Origin of the sequence: Desulfovibrio sp. JY (assembly GCA_021730285.1) — a bacterium.
In the GTDB taxonomy this organism is placed as follows: Bacteria; Desulfobacterota; Desulfovibrionia; order Desulfovibrionales; family Desulfovibrionaceae; genus Solidesulfovibrio.
Window position 1 is genome coordinate 750,934 of sequence record CP082962.1, and the last position, 17,078, is coordinate 768,011.

The 17,078-nt window shown below is 64.9% G+C and carries 15 protein-coding genes; 6 read left to right on the plus strand and 9 right to left on the minus strand.

What is annotated here, in order from left to right; genetic code table 11:
* Positions 1–3: 3 nt before the first annotated feature.
* From K9F62_03340 to lepA, 3 genes are all read right to left on the minus strand, one after another.
* Entirely contained in the window at positions 4–1,074 is a 1,071-nt protein-coding gene (locus K9F62_03340; GenBank protein UJX41750.1) for an AbrB family transcriptional regulator, read from the minus strand.
* Between the two features lie 403 nt (positions 1,075–1,477).
* The gene (lepB, locus tag K9F62_03345; protein ID UJX41751.1) at positions 1,478–2,077 is read right to left on the minus strand and encodes a signal peptidase I; all 600 of its coding nucleotides are present in this window, start codon (positions 2,075–2,077) and stop codon (positions 1,478–1,480) included.
* A gap of 102 nt (positions 2,078–2,179) precedes the next feature.
* Positions 2,180–3,982: a translation elongation factor 4 gene (lepA, locus tag K9F62_03350; protein ID UJX41752.1), complete on the minus strand. Its 1,803-nt coding sequence runs from the start codon at positions 3,980–3,982 to the stop codon at positions 2,180–2,182.
* A 293-nt stretch (positions 3,983–4,275) separates the two neighbouring features.
* Here lepA and sat point away from each other — a divergent pair, with 293 nt between their 5' ends.
* From sat to K9F62_03365, 3 genes are all read left to right on the plus strand, one after another.
* Positions 4,276–5,559: a sulfate adenylyltransferase gene (sat, locus tag K9F62_03355; protein ID UJX41753.1), complete on the plus strand. Its 1,284-nt coding sequence runs from the start codon at positions 4,276–4,278 to the stop codon at positions 5,557–5,559.
* A gap of 472 nt (positions 5,560–6,031) precedes the next feature.
* Positions 6,032–6,850, plus strand: a complete 819-nt coding sequence (locus tag K9F62_03360) for a DUF4405 domain-containing protein (GenBank protein ID UJX41754.1) — start codon at positions 6,032–6,034, stop codon at positions 6,848–6,850.
* Positions 6,851–7,049: 199 nt separating this feature from the next.
* Positions 7,050–10,259, plus strand: coding sequence for a UvrD-helicase domain-containing protein (locus K9F62_03365; GenBank protein ID UJX43113.1), 3,210 nt, complete (start codon positions 7,050–7,052; stop codon positions 10,257–10,259).
* On the opposite strand, the gene K9F62_03370 is transcribed toward K9F62_03365, so the two are convergent.
* A complete protein-coding gene (locus K9F62_03370) occupies positions 10,249–10,392 on the minus strand; it encodes a hypothetical protein (GenBank protein UJX41755.1) in 144 nt (47 codons plus the stop codon). The two genes, K9F62_03365 and K9F62_03370, sit on opposite strands and share 11 nt — an antisense overlap.
* Positions 10,393–10,547: 155 nt before the next feature.
* Between K9F62_03370 and K9F62_03375 the strand changes: the two genes are divergently transcribed.
* The 3 genes from K9F62_03375 to K9F62_03385 are packed head-to-tail and all read left to right on the plus strand — an operon-like array spanning position 10,548 to position 12,852.
* The gene (locus tag K9F62_03375; protein UJX41756.1) at positions 10,548–11,330 is read left to right on the plus strand and encodes a xylose isomerase; all 783 of its coding nucleotides are present in this window, start codon (positions 10,548–10,550) and stop codon (positions 11,328–11,330) included.
* A complete protein-coding gene (locus K9F62_03380) occupies positions 11,327–11,851 on the plus strand; it encodes a bifunctional adenosylcobinamide kinase/adenosylcobinamide-phosphate guanylyltransferase (protein UJX41757.1) in 525 nt (174 codons plus the stop codon). The genes K9F62_03375 and K9F62_03380 overlap by 4 nt, the downstream gene beginning before the upstream one ends.
* On the plus strand, positions 11,848–12,852 hold the full coding sequence (locus K9F62_03385; protein ID UJX41758.1) for a DHH family phosphoesterase: 1,005 nt from the start codon (positions 11,848–11,850) through the stop codon (positions 12,850–12,852). The genes K9F62_03380 and K9F62_03385 overlap by 4 nt, the downstream gene beginning before the upstream one ends.
* Positions 12,853–13,040: 188 nt before the next feature.
* Here the strand turns inward: K9F62_03385 and K9F62_03390 are convergent, their stop codons facing one another.
* The 5 genes from K9F62_03390 to K9F62_03410 all read right to left on the minus strand — a co-directional run bounded on the left by K9F62_03390 (position 13,041) and on the right by K9F62_03410 (position 16,527).
* Positions 13,041–14,381 carry a protein kinase gene (locus K9F62_03390; GenBank protein UJX41759.1) on the minus strand — a complete coding sequence of 447 codons (1,341 nt, stop codon included), beginning with the start codon at positions 14,379–14,381 and terminating at the stop codon, positions 13,041–13,043.
* A 75-nt stretch (positions 14,382–14,456) separates the two neighbouring features.
* The gene (locus K9F62_03395; protein UJX41760.1) at positions 14,457–14,762 is read right to left on the minus strand and encodes a type II toxin-antitoxin system RelE/ParE family toxin; all 306 of its coding nucleotides are present in this window, start codon (positions 14,760–14,762) and stop codon (positions 14,457–14,459) included.
* A 6-nt stretch (positions 14,763–14,768) separates the two neighbouring features.
* Positions 14,769–14,987: an addiction module protein gene (locus K9F62_03400; GenBank protein ID UJX41761.1), complete on the minus strand. Its 219-nt coding sequence runs from the start codon at positions 14,985–14,987 to the stop codon at positions 14,769–14,771.
* 314 nt (positions 14,988–15,301) lie between these two features.
* Positions 15,302–16,027: a metallophosphatase family protein gene (locus K9F62_03405; protein UJX43114.1), complete on the minus strand. Its 726-nt coding sequence runs from the start codon at positions 16,025–16,027 to the stop codon at positions 15,302–15,304.
* Positions 16,028–16,182: 155 nt separating this feature from the next.
* Positions 16,183–16,527 (minus strand): hypothetical protein, encoded by a 345-nt coding sequence (locus tag K9F62_03410; GenBank protein UJX41762.1) that lies wholly within the window; start codon positions 16,525–16,527, stop codon positions 16,183–16,185.
* Positions 16,528–17,078: the final 551 nt, after the last annotated feature.

Here is a 17,078-nt window from a genome sequence, read left to right on the forward strand (position 1 = left end):
TCTTCAGAAAGGGTTTCCCCCGGTTCCTCCATGCGAATGCCGCATGGCTCGGCTGGCCAGAAAGCGGGCCATGGGCGGGGCGAGGAACGTCACCAGGAAGAAGCGGACCGTCTGGAGCGTCATGACGAAGGACAGGTCGACGGGGCTCGTGGCCGCGATGATGGCCACGGTGTCCATGCCGCCGGGGCAGGTGGCGAGGTAGGCGGTCAGGGCGTCGACCCCGGCCAACCGCACGATGACCCAGGCCAGCACGCCGCAAAAGCTCATGAGCGCGACGATGGAGGCCAGGATGGCCGGCAGGGAGCGCGCGGCGTGCAGCGCCACCTGGCGGGTGAAGCCGAGCCCGATGCGCCAGCCGATGGCGCCGTAGGTGGCGGCGAGAAGCCAGGCCGGCACATCGGCGATGGCCACGCCCGAGAGGTGCAGCGCCCCGCCCACGGCCATGGGCGCGAGCATGGCCCCGGACGGAATATGCGTGCCGAACCCGACCAGCGCCCCCAGGGCAAAGAGTCCGAGCAGCGGCAGCAGCGTCTGCCACTGCGGCGCCGGGAACCAGACCACGTCGAGCCAGACCGAACCGCCCTTCCCCTGCCAGAAATGCGCCACCAGCGAAGCGGCCAGGGCCACGCAGATCACGCGCAAATACTGCATGAAGGCCACCAGCCGCGCATCCGCGCCGTTGGCTTCGGCCATGACCACCATGGCCGTGGCCCCGCCCGGGGACGTGCCCCAGATGCCAGTGGTTTCGGGCATGACATGGCGGCGGTAGAGCAGCCAGCCGAGCACGCCGCTGGCGGCGATGGTGGCCAGGACCACGGCCAGAAAAAGCGGCCAGCGGCTTAAAAACGAGGGCAGGATGTCCGGAGTGGCGGCCCGGGAGATAAACGCCCCGACAACGGTCTGGGCCAGGATGTAGGGGGCGCGGGGCAGCGCGATGTCGCCGCCGCAAAGGGCCATGACGATGCCGGCCAGCATGGGGCCGATCAAGAGCGCGGCCGGCAGGTGCATGCGCCATAGGCCCGCCGTGGCCGCCACTGTCATCACCGTCAGCAGCAACCACTTTTTCGCTTGCATGCGTGCTCTCCCCGGATGGGCGGGCGAGCGGGGCTCCGCCCCGGACCCCGGCAGAGGCTCCGCCTCTGCACTCCGCCGGGGGGCTTGATGCCCCCCGGTCCCCCCTTGACGCTTTGCCGGGTGGGACTTCGCGGGTTGATGGGAATGGGAATGGGAATCGAGTCTTTGTTGCCGCAATCGGCCCGCCGGCACGAAGCGCTTCGCGCTGCGACACCGGGCCGATTGCGGCAACAACCGCGCCAGCGGCGAAGCGCCGCATTTCAAGAAAAAAAGAATGCTTCCTTTATCCGTTCCCGGCTCAACCCGACCAAAGCCGAGTCGGGGGGACCGGGGGGCCCGTGGCCCCCCGGTAGGGTGGTCCGGGAGGGGCAACGCCCCTCCCGGCCGCCGGAGGCATCCCTATCTACCGCACAAGGCGGCCGATGCGGCTCCAGCGAATGTCGGACGGGCCGTCCCAGGACCAGTAGATGACCCAGGCCTTGCCCCGGATCTTGTCCTTGTCCACGAAGCCCCAGAAGCGGGAATCGTAGGATTCGTCGCGATTGTCGCCCATTACGAAGTATTTTCCGGGCGGCACGGTGATGGGACCGAAATTGTCGCGCCGGGCCTGGATGCCCGGATCGGTGTGCTTGACGTAGGGCTCGTCGAGCTTCTGGCCGTTTCTGTAGACGACCTTGTCCTTCATCTCCAGCACGTCGCCGGGCACGCCGATGATGCGCTTGATGAAGTCCTTGGAGGTGTCCTCGGGAAACTCGAAGACGATGACGTCCCCGTGCTGGGGATTTTCGAGGGGCAAAATGGACTTGTCGGTAAAGGGGATGCGGGTGCCGTAGAGGAATTTGTTGACCAGCAGGTGGTCGCCTATAAGCAGCGTATCGAGCATGGAGCCGGAGGGGATCTTGAAGGCCTGGACCACGAAGGTGCGGATGACGAAGGCCAGCACCAGGGCTACGGCCAGGGCTTCAAGATATTCCAACAGCAGCTTTTGCCATCTCGGGTTCATCGTCGTGATTCCTTGTTTTCGGGGGCGGCGGGACGGGCAGGCCCGCGCGAGCCGCGCGCGGACGCCCCGGCCGTGGTCGGAGGTTTGGAAAAGGCGGGCCGGTTAGTCGTCTCCGGCCTTGAGCGCCGCCAGGAAGGCTTCCTGGGGCAGTTCCACGTTGCCCATGCGCTTCATGCGCTTCTTGCCTTCCTTCTGCTTTTCCAAGAGTTTACGTTTCCGTGTGATGTCACCGCCGTAACATTTGGCCGTGACGTTTTTCCCCATGGGCGCGTTTCGCTCGCGGGCGATGATCTTGGTGCCGATGGCCGCCTGGATCACGACCTCGAAGAGCTGGCGCGGGATAACGCGCTTGAGCTTCAGGGCCAGGGCCCGGCCGTAATGGTAGGCGTTGTCGCGGTGCACGATGACGGCCAGCGCGTCGACCGGGTCGCCGTTGATCATGATGTCGAGCTTGACCAGGTCGGAAGCCCGGTAGTCGATGATCTCGTAGTCGAGGGACGCGTAGCCGCGCGTGGCGGACTTGAGCCGGTCGAAAAAGTCGTAGACGATCTCGGCGAACGGCAGTTCATAGGTGATGATGACGCGGCTGGCCGTGAGATAGCGCACGTCCTTCTGGATGCCGCGTTTTTCCTCGCACAACTTGAACACGCCGCCCACGTACTCGTTGGGGGTGTGGATCTCGAGGCGTGCATAGGGCTCGTAGAGGGTGGCGATTTCCTGGGTCTTGGGCAGTTTGCTCGGGTTCTCGATGGAGATGGTCGCGCCGGAGAGCGTTTCCACCTTGTAGATGACCGAGGGCGCGGTGGCGATGAGGTTGGCCCCGAACTCGCGCTCCAGCCGCTCCTGGATGATCTCCATGTGGAGCAGCCCCAGAAAGCCGCAGCGAAAGCCGAATCCGAGCGCCTGGGACGTCTCGGGCTCGTAGGTGAATGCGGCGTCGTTTAAGCGCAGCTTTTCCAGGGCGGTCTTTAAAACCTCGTACTCGGCCGCGTCCACCGGGTACAGGCCGCAAAAGACCATGGGCTTGATTTCCTTGAACCCGGGCAGGGCCTCGGTTGCGCCGTCCTCGGCCGCGGTGACGGTGTCGCCCACGCGGGCGTCGGTCAGCGTCTTGATGTTAGCGCACAAAAAGCCGGCTTCGCCCGGCCCGAAGCTCGGGATGTCGATGGGCCCCGGGGAAAACGCGCCCAGGCGGATGACCTCGAAGGTCGCGCCCGTGGACATCATCTTGATGCGCTGGCCATGCGTCACCGTGCCCTGGACCACCCGGAACAGGACCACGACGCCCTGGTAGGAGTCGTACCAGGAGTCGACGATCAGGGCCTTGAGCGGCGCGGCGGCGTCGCCCTTGGGCGGCGGAATCTTGGTGATGATCTGTTCGAGGACCTTGTCCACGTTGGCCCCGGTCTTGGCCGAAACGGACACGGCGTCGGCGCAGGGAAGCCCGATGGCCTCCTCGATCTCGGCCTTGACCGCCTCGGGGTCGGCGCTCGGCAGGTCGATCTTATTGAGGACCGGGATGATCTCCAGGTCGTTGTCCAGGGCCAAAAACACGTTGGCCAGGGTCTGGGCCTCCACGCCCTGGGTGGCGTCGACCACCAGCAGCGCCCCCTCGCAGGCGGCGAGGCTGCGCGAGACCTCGTAGGAAAAGTCCACGTGGCCGGGCGTGTCGATGAGGTTTAGGATGTAGTCGGTCCCGTCGGCGGCCTTGTAGGGAATGCGCACCGTCTGGGCCTTGATGGTAATGCCGCGTTCCCGCTCGATGTCCATGCGGTCGAGGTATTGCTCGCGCATCTCCCTGGCGGTAATGACGCCGGTGAGTTCGAGAATGCGATCGGCAAGAGTCGACTTGCCGTGGTCGATGTGGGCAATGATGCTGAAATTTCGGATGCGAGCGATGTCCATAGGATGAGGGGGCCTTTGGCGAAGCGACGCCAGGAGTCGGCTAGGCACATAATGGAAGGTGGTGTCGAGGTCAATGCGGGCGAGGGGCCGGCGGGGGGCCGGAAGCGAAAACCGCCCGTTGCGGCATGGCCTAGAGACATTTTCGTGGTGTTTGACACATTTTTCACTTGGTATTCCCCTGGCCCTGGTGTATACGAAGCGCACTCATGGGGACGGCCGGCTCCGGTACTACATCCGGCCACCCACGGATAACGCGGAAACGTTAAACAAAATCACCGGTAAGGAGGCGCTACATGTCCAAATTGGTTCCGCCGCATGGAGGCAAAGGTCTGGTCATTCGCCTGCTCGAGGGCGCTGCGAAGGAAGCCGAGCTCAAGAAGGCCGCTGGCCTGAAGAAGGTCGAGATCACCGCCCAGGAAAAGGGCGACCTGATCATGATCGGCATCGGCGGCTTTTCGCCCCTCGAAGGCTTCATGACCAAGGCCGATTGGAAGAGCGTCGTCGAGAAGATGACCCTGGCCGATGGCACCTTCTGGCCGGTTCCCGTCATGCTGGCGGTTACCAAGGAAGACGCCGCCGGGATCAAGGCGGGCGAGGAGATCACCCTCGAGCGCAACGGCGAAATCTACGCCACCATGAAGGTCACCGAAAAGTTCGAGATGACCGAAGCCGACAAGAAGTGGGAATCCGAGCTGGTCTACAAGGGCCACGGCGACGACTCCGCCGACGACAAGTTCTGGAAGGTCGCCCTTGAGGACCATCCGGGCGTCAAGATGGTCATGGCCCGCAAGGACGTCTGCCTGGCCGGTCCGGTCAACGTCCTGTCCGAGGGCGAGTACCCGACCAAGTACAAGGGCGTCTACCTGCGCCCGGCCGAGACCCGCGCCATCTTCGACGAGCGTGGTTGGGCCAACGTCGCCGCTCTGCAGCTGCGTAACCCCATGCACCGCTCCCACGAGTACCTGTGCAAGATCGCCATCGAAGTTTGCGACGGCGTCATCATCCACTCGCTGATCGGCAACCTGAAGCCCGGCGACATCCCGGCCGAAGTGCGCGTCGACTGCATCGACACCCTGGTCAAGCACTACTTCGTCGAGAAGAACGTGGTCCAGGGCGGCTATCCCCTCGACATGCGTTATGCCGGTCCCCGCGAAGGCCTGCTCCACGCCACCTTCCGCCAGAACTACGGCGTCAACAAGATGATCATCGGCCGTGACCACGCCGGCGTCGGCGACTTCTACGGCATGTTCGAGGCTCAGGAAATCTTCGACCGCATTCCCTATGCCGACGGCAAGGCCCCCAAGGCCGGCCAGGCCCTGCTCTGCCAGCCGCTGAAGATCGACTGGACCTTCTACTGCTACAAGTGCGACGGCATGGCTTCCCTGCGCACCTGCCCGCACACCAAGGAAGACCGCGTCATCCTGTCCGGCACCAAGCTGCGCAAAATGCTGTCCGAGGGCGGCGAGATTCCGGATCACTTTGGCCGCGACGAAGTCCTGGTCAAGCTGCGCAAGTACTACGAAGGTCTCACCAACAAGGTCGAGATCAAGATGCACCACGCCGCCGAAGGCAACTAGGCAGCGACGCATCCCACGGATACTCGGGGGGGCGCTTCGGCGTCCCCCTTTTTTTGTGCCCAGCATCCGCCCGTCCGCATCCCCTCCTCTCGCAAGTCCCCGGCCGCGGGTCGCTCCCTGTCGCATTTCATAGTAATATACTCTAATATTAGTATATTTTTCACACACGCCACTGTTTAAAATCCATACGCATTTTCGACCTCTGTATAAAAAACTCCCGTCGCCGCGCGATATTCCCCTTGGCCCGGTTGTTGCTATTGCCCTATGCACAAAAAACGGTTCTATATTTTGTGCATCCAAGCGACACAACACGCCCCTCCCAACAACAGAGGGGGACAGCGGCCAAACACAAATCCCGGGTGGAAAGTCTTCGACGCAGAAGCTGCAAGGCTGCACACGGAAAAAATAAAAACCGGTTCAGTGATTCCCCTTCCAGGGACTCTGACGAAAAGCCCCGACACAACGGAGGATCATGATGCGCAAGTTAACGTCCCTTGTCGCGCTGCTCGCATTTGTCCTGACCATCATCACCAGCCTTATCTTGTACATCGCTCCCCAGGGACGCGTCGCCTACTGGTCCGACTGGACGCTTTTCGGCCTCGACAAGACGCAGTGGGGCAACCTGCACGTCAACCTGGGCATGCTGTTTCTTCTCGCCCTGGCGCTTCATGCCTATTACAATTGGAAGGCCATTGTGGCCTATCTGAGCCGGGCCAGAAAACTGGTGATCGTCACGCCGGCCTTTGTTGCGGCCTGCGCCATCGTGCTGCTGGTGGGGCTCGGCACCTATGCCGGGCTGCCGCCCTTCTCGACCTTCCTGGCCGGCAGCGACTATTTCAAGGAACGCGCGGCCCGGCTGTACGGCGAACCGCCCTACGGCCATGCCGAACTTTCTCCCCTGGCCTCGCTCGCGCCCAAGCTCGGCCTGACGCCGGAGGTCATTGTAAAGGGCCTCAAAAAGGCCGGCTACGACGCGGCCGCGCCGGACGCCACCTTGCTCTCACTGTCACGGCGCTACGGCGTCTCGCCGCAAAAGCTCTACCAGGCCTTCGCACCCGATACGGGCAAGGAACTGCCGGAGCTGCCGCCGCCCGGCACCGGCAACCGCAGCCTGTCCGACCTGTGCCAGACCTACGGCCTCGACACGGCGCGCATCGTGGCCGGGCTCAAGGACCGCGGCATCGCGGCCACACCCGACGCCACCATCAAGACCATAAGCGAGAAAAACGGCCAGGGACCGCTCGAAGTCTACGCCGCCATCCGGCAGGCCGCCGTCGCCGCGAGGCCGTAAACGCCCCAACAGTCGCCAAACGGGCCGGCAGGCGCGAACGCGGCGCGTGTGCCGGCCCGTGACGTTTTCCGGGACCGCCGCCGCATCCCCTCTTTCCTTTGTGTCCGCGCCGCTGCAACCATGCGGCGATCCGGCGTTACGCCGGTAACGCCCCGCACGACGCTTGCCGCAGTTGGCCAATCCCTGTATGCCAAAGTCCATGGAGCAGTACCTCGCCGATTTGCATATCCATTCCCGCTATTCCAGAGCCACCAGCAAGGGGCTGACCCCGTACAACCTGGCCGCCTGGGGCGAAATCAAGGGGCTCACCGTGGTGGCCACCGGGGACTTCACCCACCCGGGCTGGCTCGACGAGCTCAAGGCAGCCCTGACTCCGGACGGGAGCGGGCTTTTGCGCCTCGATGATCCCAAGGGCCTGGCCGGGGAAATACCCTGGTTGCCCGACGCGCATCCGGCCGGCCGGGTGCGCTTTTTGCTTTCGGCGGAAATAAGCTCCATCTACAAACGCGGCGGCAAGGTCCGCAAAGTCCACAACCTCGTCTACATGCCCTCCTTCGAGGCGGCCGAAAAGCTCAATGCCAAGCTGGCCAAGGTCGGCAACCTGGCCTCCGACGGCCGACCGATCCTCGGCCTCGACAGCCGCCATCTGCTGGAGATGACGCTTGAGACCGACCCGCTGGCCTTTCTCGTGCCGGCCCATATCTGGACGCCGTGGTTCTCGCTTTTCGGCTCCAAGTCGGGCTTCGATTCGGTGGAGGAGTGCTACGGGTCCCTGGCCAGGGAAATCTTCGCCATGGAGACCGGGCTGTCCTCGGACCCGGAGATGAACTGGACGCTGTCGGCCCTGGACCGCTTCCGGATGATCTCCAACTCCGACGCCCATTCCGGCGAAAAGCTCGGCCGCGAATGCAACATCTTTTCCGGCGACCCCTCTTTCGAGGGCATCTACCGGGCGCTTCGCGGCCAGGGTGTCGGGCCGAAATTTTGCGGCACCGTGGAATTTTTCCCGGAAGAGGGCAAATACCACCTCGACGGCCATAGGGAATGCGGCGTGGTCATGGAGCCGGCCGAAGCCAAGGCCCGGGGCGGGCTGTGCCCGGTGTGCGGCAAGCCCATGACCCTCGGCGTGCTGCACCGGGTGCTCGATCTGGCCGACCGCGCCGAGCCCGTGCGGCCGGAAGGCATGCCCGGGTTCACGTCGCTTATTCCCCTGGACGAGCTGGCCGGCGAGGTCATGGGCGTCGGGCCCAAGACGGCCAAGGCCCATGGGCTGGTGGCCCGGATGCTGGCCCGCTTCGGCGCGGAACTGACCGTGTTGCGCGAGGCTCCGGCCGAGGAGATCGGCCGGGTGAGCACCGCCCTGGCCGAGGCCGTCAGCCGCATGCGCCGGGGCCGGGTCTTGCGCACGCCCGGATTCGACGGCCAGTACGGCCGCATCGCGGTTTTCACCCCCGAGGAACGCCGCGAGCTCAAGGTCGGCCGTTTTCTGGCCGTGCCGCCGACGCCGGACAGGACCAAGACCGCCCGCGAACCGGCCGTGGAGGACGATCCGCCCTCGGACCCACCCCCCGCGCCGAAAGGAGTCGCAGAGCCGGCCCCGCCGAAGCCCTTTGACCGGGGCCTCAACCCAGCCCAGCGCGCGGCCGTTTCGTCCCAGGCCCGCCACCAGCTGGTGGTCGCCGGACCGGGCACGGGCAAGACCCATACGCTTTTGGCCAAGATCCGGGCCCTGCTCGATGCCGGCGTGCCGCCGGACGACATCCTGGCCGTGACCTTTACCCGCCGGGCGGCCGGGGAACTCCGGGAGCGGCTGGCCCGCGACGCCGGCGTCGCCGAAGACGCCGTGGAGAGCGCCTCGGAAAACGCCGCCCTGCCCCGGGCCGACACCCTGCACGCCCTGGCCCTGGCCTCCTGGACCGCCTCCGGCGGCCAGGAACCGGTGCTCCTCTCCGAAGAAGCCGCCAGACGCCTTTTTGCCACGGTCAACCCGGAACTTTCCGGAGCCCGGCTGCGGGCCGCCTGGCGCGAACTGTCCCTGGCCCGGGAACGGCTCACACCGCTCCCCCCGGCCGACACCGCCGGCCCCGGGCTCTATGCCGACCGCTACGCCCGGCAGAAAGCCGACTGGAACCTGCTCGATTTCACCGATCTGCTGGAATTCTGGCTGGAAAAGCTTGTCGCCGGCAGCGAACAGCCGACCTGCACCCATGTGCTGGTGGACGAGGTCCAGGACCTGACGCCGCTGCAACTGGCCGTGATCGCCGCCCTGGTCGGGCGCGACCGGGCCAGCCTTTTCGCCATCGGCGACCCGGACCAGTCCATCTACGGCTTCCGGGGCGCGGCCCCGGGGGTGCGGGCCGAACTGCTCGCGGCCTGGCCGGATCTGGAAGTCGCCACCCTGGCCGAGAACTACCGCTCCACCCAGCCGATCCTGAACCTGGCCGCCGGACTTTTTCCGGGCCGCGCGCCGCTTATCTCGCGCCTCAGTTCCGAAACACCCGTGGCCAGCGAGATACAGCTTTTCGAGGCCCCGACCGCCGCCGGCGAGGCCGGCTGGATGGGCGAGCGCATCCAGGCGCTTCTCGGCGGCACCTCGCTGACCCTGGCCCGCGACCTGTCCGCCGACACCCTGGCCCCGGGCGATCTGGCCGTGCTGGTGCGTTTTTCCGGGCTCATCGGCCCCATCCGCAAGAGCCTCGAACGCTTCGGCATCCCCTGCGCCGCGCCCGAGGCCGACGCCTACTGGAACGAGCCCCGGGTGCGGCTGCTTCTGGCCGCGGCCGGACGCCTCCTGGGCCTGCCCGCGCCGGCGGACGTGGAAAAGCCGCCTACCCTGCCCGACCGGGTGCTGGCCAAGGGACCGCTGGGGCTGTCGGCCTACCTTGGCGACATCGCGCCTTTCGACCGCCTGTTCTGGCAGGGACCGGAATTTCGGGATCTGTGCCGGGGCTTCGACGCCCACGACGGCTGGGCCGGACTGCTCAACCACGTGGCCACCCAGACCGAACTGGAGCTGGTGGGCAAACGCGCCCAGAAGGTGCGCATCATGTCCCTGCACGCGGCCAAGGGGCTGGAATTCGCGGCCGTGTTTCTGCCGGCCCTGGAAGACGGCATCCTGCCCTTTGCCGGTTCGGACTTTTTAAGCGGCAAACCCGGGCACCTGGCCGGACAGATGGACGAGGAGGAGGAGCGGCGGCTTTTTTACGTCGGGCTCACCCGGGCCAAAAGCCGCCTGTTCCTCTCCCATGCCCTGCGTCGCGATCTTTTCGGTCGCAGGCTCATGCTCAAGCGTTCGCGGTTTCTGGAAAACCTTGATCTCGGGGGGGTGCGGCGCCGGGCGCTGCGGGCGCGCACGGTCAGCCAGGTCAAACAGCTGGGGCTTTTCGACGCGGACGCGCCTACCAGATGAATCGCCACAGATAGCGTTCGTAGGCCCGGGACATCCGATGGGCCGTCGGCGCCTTGACGCCAAGGTCCTGCAACCGGCAATACACGTGCAGCGGGTTGAAAAAATGCTGCATGAAATTACGAATTTGTCGCATGACACCATCACCTTGAAACACCGGCGGGATGCATCCGCCATTGCAAACGCGGCGCACCGACTGGCCGCTCACATAATGACAACCGGCACTTCATACGCCCGAACTTCCGGACGCTCAAGCTTTCACAATCGTTTTTTATAATCAATATTTTCGATATGATACAAAATTACAACTGCCCTGCGGCCTGGCGGCTGGCGGCCCCGAGCTGCGTGTGGCCGGAAACCGCCAAAGTCAATTGTCGACGACTGGCCCGCACCGTGCCCGAAGTCGGCCTGTATCTGCTGGAACTCGACAGCTGCCTGGCCTACGGGCCGGACGACCTGCCCCAAAAGACCTACGGCCTGGCCTACCATCTGCACCTCCCCTTCGACCTGCCCTGGGAACGCGGCGGCACGGGCGCGTTCACGGCCATGGAAGGGCTGCTGACCAAAACCGCCCATCTCTCGCCCTGGGCCATGGTGCTCCACCCGCCCCGAAGCCTGACCGATCTGGAGGATTTTCTGGCCGCCATGGCGGTCACGGGCCGCGATCCCGCCACGCTGCTGCTGGAAAATACCGAGGACGCCTCGCCCGAGGACGTGCTGGACATGGCCGTGGCCGCCGGCTGCGGCGTGTGTCTCGATCTCGGCCACATGCTGGCCCTGGGCCAGACGTTGCCGACCGACCGGGCCGAACTCGTCGAGCGTACGCGCATGCTCCACGTCTACTCGCCCTTCGGGGCCGAAGGTCCGCCCCCGGGCCGCAGCCATGCCCACCGCACCCTGACCTGCCTGTCCCCGGAAGGCCGCGACGTCCTCGTCTGGATGCTCGGCAACCTGCGCCCGCGCACGGTGGTGCTGGAAGTTTTCGCCCCGTTCCATCTGGTGGAGAGCATGGCCGTGCTCGACGCCCTGACCTGCGGCAAGACGTCCGAGGCCGCCTGCGGGGACAAGGCGTGATCCGGCTCCTGCTCGGCGGCGTCAAATCCGGCAAATCGGCCCTCGGCGACCGGCTGCTTCTTGCCGCCGCGCCGCCCCACCGGGTGGTGGCCACCGGCCGGGCCCTGGATTTCGATTTCCGGGAGCGCATCGCCGCCCATAAAAAAGCCCGACCGGCCTCCGTGGCCGTCATCGAGGCCGGCGAGGGCGCCATGGGCGTGCTGGCCCGCGAGGCGGCGCGCGGCGGCGCCGTGCTTTTGGACAGCCTGGACTTTTGGCTGTTCGCCTGCCATGACACAACTGTAATGCAACCGCTACACGCGGCCCTTAGCCTCGGCATGACGCCCTACGCCGACCCCGCCGGGCCGGAACTGATCGTGGTGAGCACCGAAACAGGACTGGGCGGCATCGCCGCCGACGCCGCAACGCGCCGTTTCGCGGACGCCCTCGGAACGCTCAATCAGACCGTGGCCGCCATGGCGGCCGACGTGCGCCTTATCGTGGCCGGCTGCGCCATAACGCTCAAGGGAAATGCCGCATGAGCTATTTTCGCAAATTGACCAACGAGGTGACACGGCTGACGCAGATGTTCGGGCGCGACGACAAGTGGCTCATCGTCATCAACGCCGATCCCGACGCCATGGCCTCGGCCATGGCCCTGCGGCGCATCATGGTCCACCGGGTGGCCGACGTCGGCATCGCCCGGGTCAACGAGATCAAGCGCCCCGACAACCTGGCCATGATGCGCTTTCTACGCATCCCCAACGTCATGCTCACCCCGGAGGTCAAGGCGCAATACGACCATTTCGCCATGGTCGACTCCCAGCCCACCCACCATCCGGATTTCAAGATCTGCGACTTCAGCCTCATCATCGACCATCATCCGATCAAGTCCGAATTTCCGATCAAGGCCGCCTTCGCCGATATCCGGCCCGATTACGGCGCGACCAGCAGCATCATGACCGAGTATCTCTACAACATGCACATCCGGCCGGGAAAACTGCTGGCCACGGCCCTGGTCTACGGCATCAAGACCGATACCCAGAGCTTCGAGCGCCATTTTGTGGAGGCCGACGTCAAGGCGTTCAGCTATCTGGCCAAAAGCGCGGACATGCAGGTCGTGCGCAAGATCATCTCCAGCGAGTACCACCGCCACTGGCTCAAGTATTTTTCCAAGGCCTTCCGCAAGATGCGCTTCATCGGCCAACGAGGCCTGTTCGTGTACATGGACAGCCTGGAGAGCCCGGACATCCTGGTCATGCTGGCGGACTTTTTCGCCCGGGTGCACGGGCTGTCCTGGAACATGCTGTGCGGGGTGATCAAAAAGCAGGTGGTGGTGATTTTCCGGGGCGACGGCATCGGGCGCAACATGGGGCACGTGGCGTCCAAAATGTTCGGCGACATCGGCTCGGCCGGCGGACACAGAGGCGCGGCCCGGGCAGAAATCGAGCTGGAAAAACTCGGCGGCAAACCCGTGGAGGAATTCCTCTACAAGCGCCTGACCGGGAAAAAACTCCCGACCAAGGAAAAATGCCCAATTTAGAGGAGCTGGGGGGAAACCTTTCTTGCAGAAAGGTTCTCCCCCCAGGCCCCCCTTCCAAAGACTCTTAACAGTTACGAGACACCACAGGCTATCCAGTTGTAACCGTTAAAAGTTTTGGGGAGGGGAGAGCGCGAGAGGGGAACTTTTTTTCAAAAAGGGTTCCCCTCTCGCACCTTCTTCACCCTTCCCTATCGCACAGCGCGGACCGATATGGGGCAACAGAAATCGGCCCGGGTCACGTAGCCGAGTTCCACGTCCGCCGCGTAGGCGCTGGCGTAGTTGGCCCGGTCCGCGCTCCACACCCGGCGCACCGGCTGGCTGAAGGCCGCCGGCAGGCAGTAGCCCTCGCCGGTGGGTTCCGGGCGCAAGAGTGTGGCCAGCTCCGGCATGGTCGGCAGCCGCCAGTCGGCATGGCCGCCGGCGCGGGAAGCGTTGAGCCGGTCCACGTAGACCGCCGCTTCCTGCCAAGTGAGGCCGTAGGGCGCGGCCCGGCGCATCCAGGCCAGACCGCTTGCCGGGTCACGCAGCACGCCTTCCCCGTCCGGCTCGAAATTCCCCGGCCACCAGCTTTGCGGCCGCCACAGCACGTCCAGCCCGAAGGCCTCCCGCGCCTCGTGCACCGACACCATGGCCGGTTCGCGGCGCAGGGACGCGGCGTCCGGATGGTTGTCCGACGCGGCCAAAAACGCCCCGCCTCCGGCGCACACTCCCTCCATGCGCCGCGACCAGCCCGCCGCGCAGACCTCGAGCGCCTCGGCCATCTCGCCGGCATCGGCAAAGCGGTCCCGGGGGCGTTCGGCCAGGGACCGGGCGAAAAGCCCGTCGAACTCGTCCCCGGCGTCAACTTCCCCATCCGCCACGCCGCCGGTCCCGGGCTCTGGCAGCCGGCCGGTCAGCATGCGGAAAAAAGTCACCCCCACGGCATAGAGATCGGACCTGGCGTCGGCCGCGTCCGGGTCGTCCTCCTGCTCCGGCGCGGCGTAATAGGGCGAGCCGACCTTCATGTTGTCCGGGCCGCGATACGTCTCGCCGCGCACCTTGGACAGGCCCAGGTCCGTGATCTTCACCACGTCGTCGTCGGTGACGAGCAGGTTGAAAGGCTTGACGTCGCGGTGGACGATGCCGGCGAAATGAAGTCTGGCCAGTCCCGTAAGAAGCTGTCTGGCGTAGCCCACGGCCCGCAGGACCGGAAGCCTTCGGCTCGGGTCCTCGACCCGGTAGGTCTCGCCCATGATCGCGCCCAAGGATTCGCCGTAATACTCCATGACGAAATAGGGCCACTCCCCGGCCTGTCCGTAATCGAACACGCCGACCACGTTCTTGTGGCGGATCGAGCCCAGGCGCGCGGCCTCGTCGCGAAAGGTCGTAAGCACGCGCTCACGGCCCCACAAAGCCAGGGTCATCTCGTTGGGACGCAGGAGCTTTAAGGCCACGATGCGGTCCACGACCGGCACCCGGGCCCGAAACACCGCGCCCATGCCGCCACGGCCAAGCACGCCGAGAATGGGATATTTGTCGATACTGCGCATGAAGAAAGAATGCCTCCGGCGGCCCGGGGGAAACTTTTTTCAAAAAGTTTCCCCCGGGACTCCCTTCAAAAACTTTCAACGGGGGGCAGGGGATGCCCGGTCCTTCCAATGATCAGGATGTCTGCGCAGGTGCATGACCGCGACGACGAGAATACAGTCCGTGCGCTTTTGATAGATGAGGCCATAGGGGAAACGGGCGACGCGGCAGCGACGGGTTCTTGCGGACAGCGCCTGCCATGCATCCGGGTTGGCCAGAATACGGGCCAACGTCTCTTTTACGGCCGCAGCGAATTCGAACCCCAGGCCAGGGCATTCGGCATTGTAATAGGCCACAGCCGCTTCAAGCTCCCGGGCGGCCGGATCGAGAAAAAGCGCCCGCATGCCGCGCTAGCGGGACAGGCCCTCGAAGACATCCCGCGCGCCACGAGCACCCACCTGGCCGGCCTCGTAGGCGTCGATCCTGGATTCGGCCTCGCGCCCCCAGGCCGCGTCGATGGCTTGCGCGCCGTCGGCGTCGAAACTCGCCAGCGCGGCATCGATCAACTCGGCCCGCGACACGGGATCGAGCTCAAGCACCTGCTGTAAAAGTTGCGTTTGCGCCTTCATGGGGCCTCCTCCTTTCCTCACCTAATCGCCCGTTCTCCACTTGGCAACCCGAGGCCAGGGGGAAACTTTTTGAAAAAAGTTTCCCCCTGGACCCCTTTCAAAAACTTCTAATGGACCGCGCCCGGTGCGCGTGGTTCCTCTCGTTCTCCCTTTATTGCCGGGGGCGGCTTTCCTGGCGGTACGCCAGGAAAACCGTCCCCGGCAGGAAGGGGGGACCGGGGGGCCCTCGGCCTCCCGGCGGGGTGGTCCAGGAGGGGCAGCGCCCCTCCTGGCCGCCGGAGGCATTCTCTCCCCTCCGCGTCGCGCGCCGTGCGTCACCGCAGCCTGTCGGCGTAGCGGCGGGGCAGGCCCCGGGCGATGATTTTTTTGACCACGGCCTCGATGTCGTAGGGCACGGCCCGGATGGTCAGCATGCCGGAGGCATCGTCGTAAAGGCCGTATTTGGCCCGGTTGTCGCCGTCGCGGGGCTGCCCCACCGCGCCCACATTGACGATATGGCCCTGGGAGAGCGGCAGCGGGTTGTCGCCAAGGGACAGTTCGTAGCGAAAAACGTCGCGACCGGTCAGGCTTGCCGCCTCCAGCATGTGGGTGTGGCCGACGAAGGAGACGCGTTCGGGCGTTCGGGCGAAGGCCCGACGCAGGGTCGTGTCGCCGGCCTCGAACAGGTACGTCGTGGTGTCGTTCGGCGGCAGGCCGTGGACGAAACGGCAGCCGTACAGGGCAAGCGAGGTGGGCAGCTCGGCGATGCGCGCGACAAGCTCCGGCGGCAGCAGTTCCCGGGTGCGCACGAGCGCTTCCAGGGACTGGGAGTTGAACAGGCGTTCCCGGGACGCATCGGCCACGGCCCATTCGTGGTTACCGCGAACGCTCGGGATGCCGCGCCGGGCCAAAAGCCGCAGCACTTCGGCCGGGTCGGGCCCGTAGCCGATATTGTCGCCGAGGCTCACGATGGCCTTCGGGGCATGACGGTCGATATCGGCCAAAACCGCCTCGAAGGCTTCCAGATTGGCGTGAATATCGGAGACGATGGCCAGGAGCATGGGGGACAGTGTGGCAGCTTCGCCCGGACCGGGCAAGCCCCGCCGGCACAAAGAAGGACGCGACCTCGGGGCCTATCCTCCCGGGGTCGCGTCAGGGCGTGAGGGGTATGGTGCGGGGGTTTCGGAGAAGGTTTGCGGAAATATCGACCGAAATTCTAATTGAAGTGGGTGCGTTGCAGCCACTCCTTGATGGCTTCATTCGGCGCGTACACGCCCTTGTTGCCGCCCTGCTCCTCCATGAAATCCCGGGCCAGATCCTCGGGGAGATCGAAGGTGGCCAGTTCCACGCAATCCTCGGAATTGCGCCGCACAAGGCTCAATTCGGGCTTGCCGGACCAGGTGTTGACCACGAAATAGGTGGAGAAGTCGTGCTTTCCCGTGACCGGCTTATGTTCGGCGTACCAGGAGTTGTTGCCCCATTCCAAATACAGGGTCACAGCGTCTTCCGGGGTCATATTCCAATCGATGACCAGATTGGACAGATCGGTCTGGGTCTGCATGGCATTCCTCCTCAGTGCGGTTGCGGTCAACCGGGAACAGACGCGGTTTCGATATGAGACAAAAATAATCCTTTTTATCCTTCGGTCAAGAAAAAAAAGTGTTTTTCCTCCCTTCTTCCGAGGCAATGGCATTATCCAACCGTAATATTTAAGAAACATTAAAATTTGCTAAAAAATGACAAGGACCTTGCTTGCCCCTCTCAGGAAGCCAGCGCAAGGGCATCCCCTGGCGCGGCCAACGCGGGATGCCGTTTGCGTTGTTCTCTTGGCTGGCGGTTGATCGGCGGCGGCTGGTTGGTCGCTGGCAGCTAGCTGTTGGTCGCCTTGGGGGGGGCGTGGCGGCGCGCGGCGCATATTTGAAGAATACGCCTTCGCCGCCACGCCCCCCCAAGGCGACCCAGATCACGCATCTCCAAAGCGGGAGCAGTCCTGGCACTGCCGCCGATCCGGCTCGGACAGACGGCCAAGCGATCCATACGACAAAGGCAATTCCTGATCGGTTGGAGCGACAGCACATTGCCTGAGCCCCCGCCTCCCAATGTGAATAACAC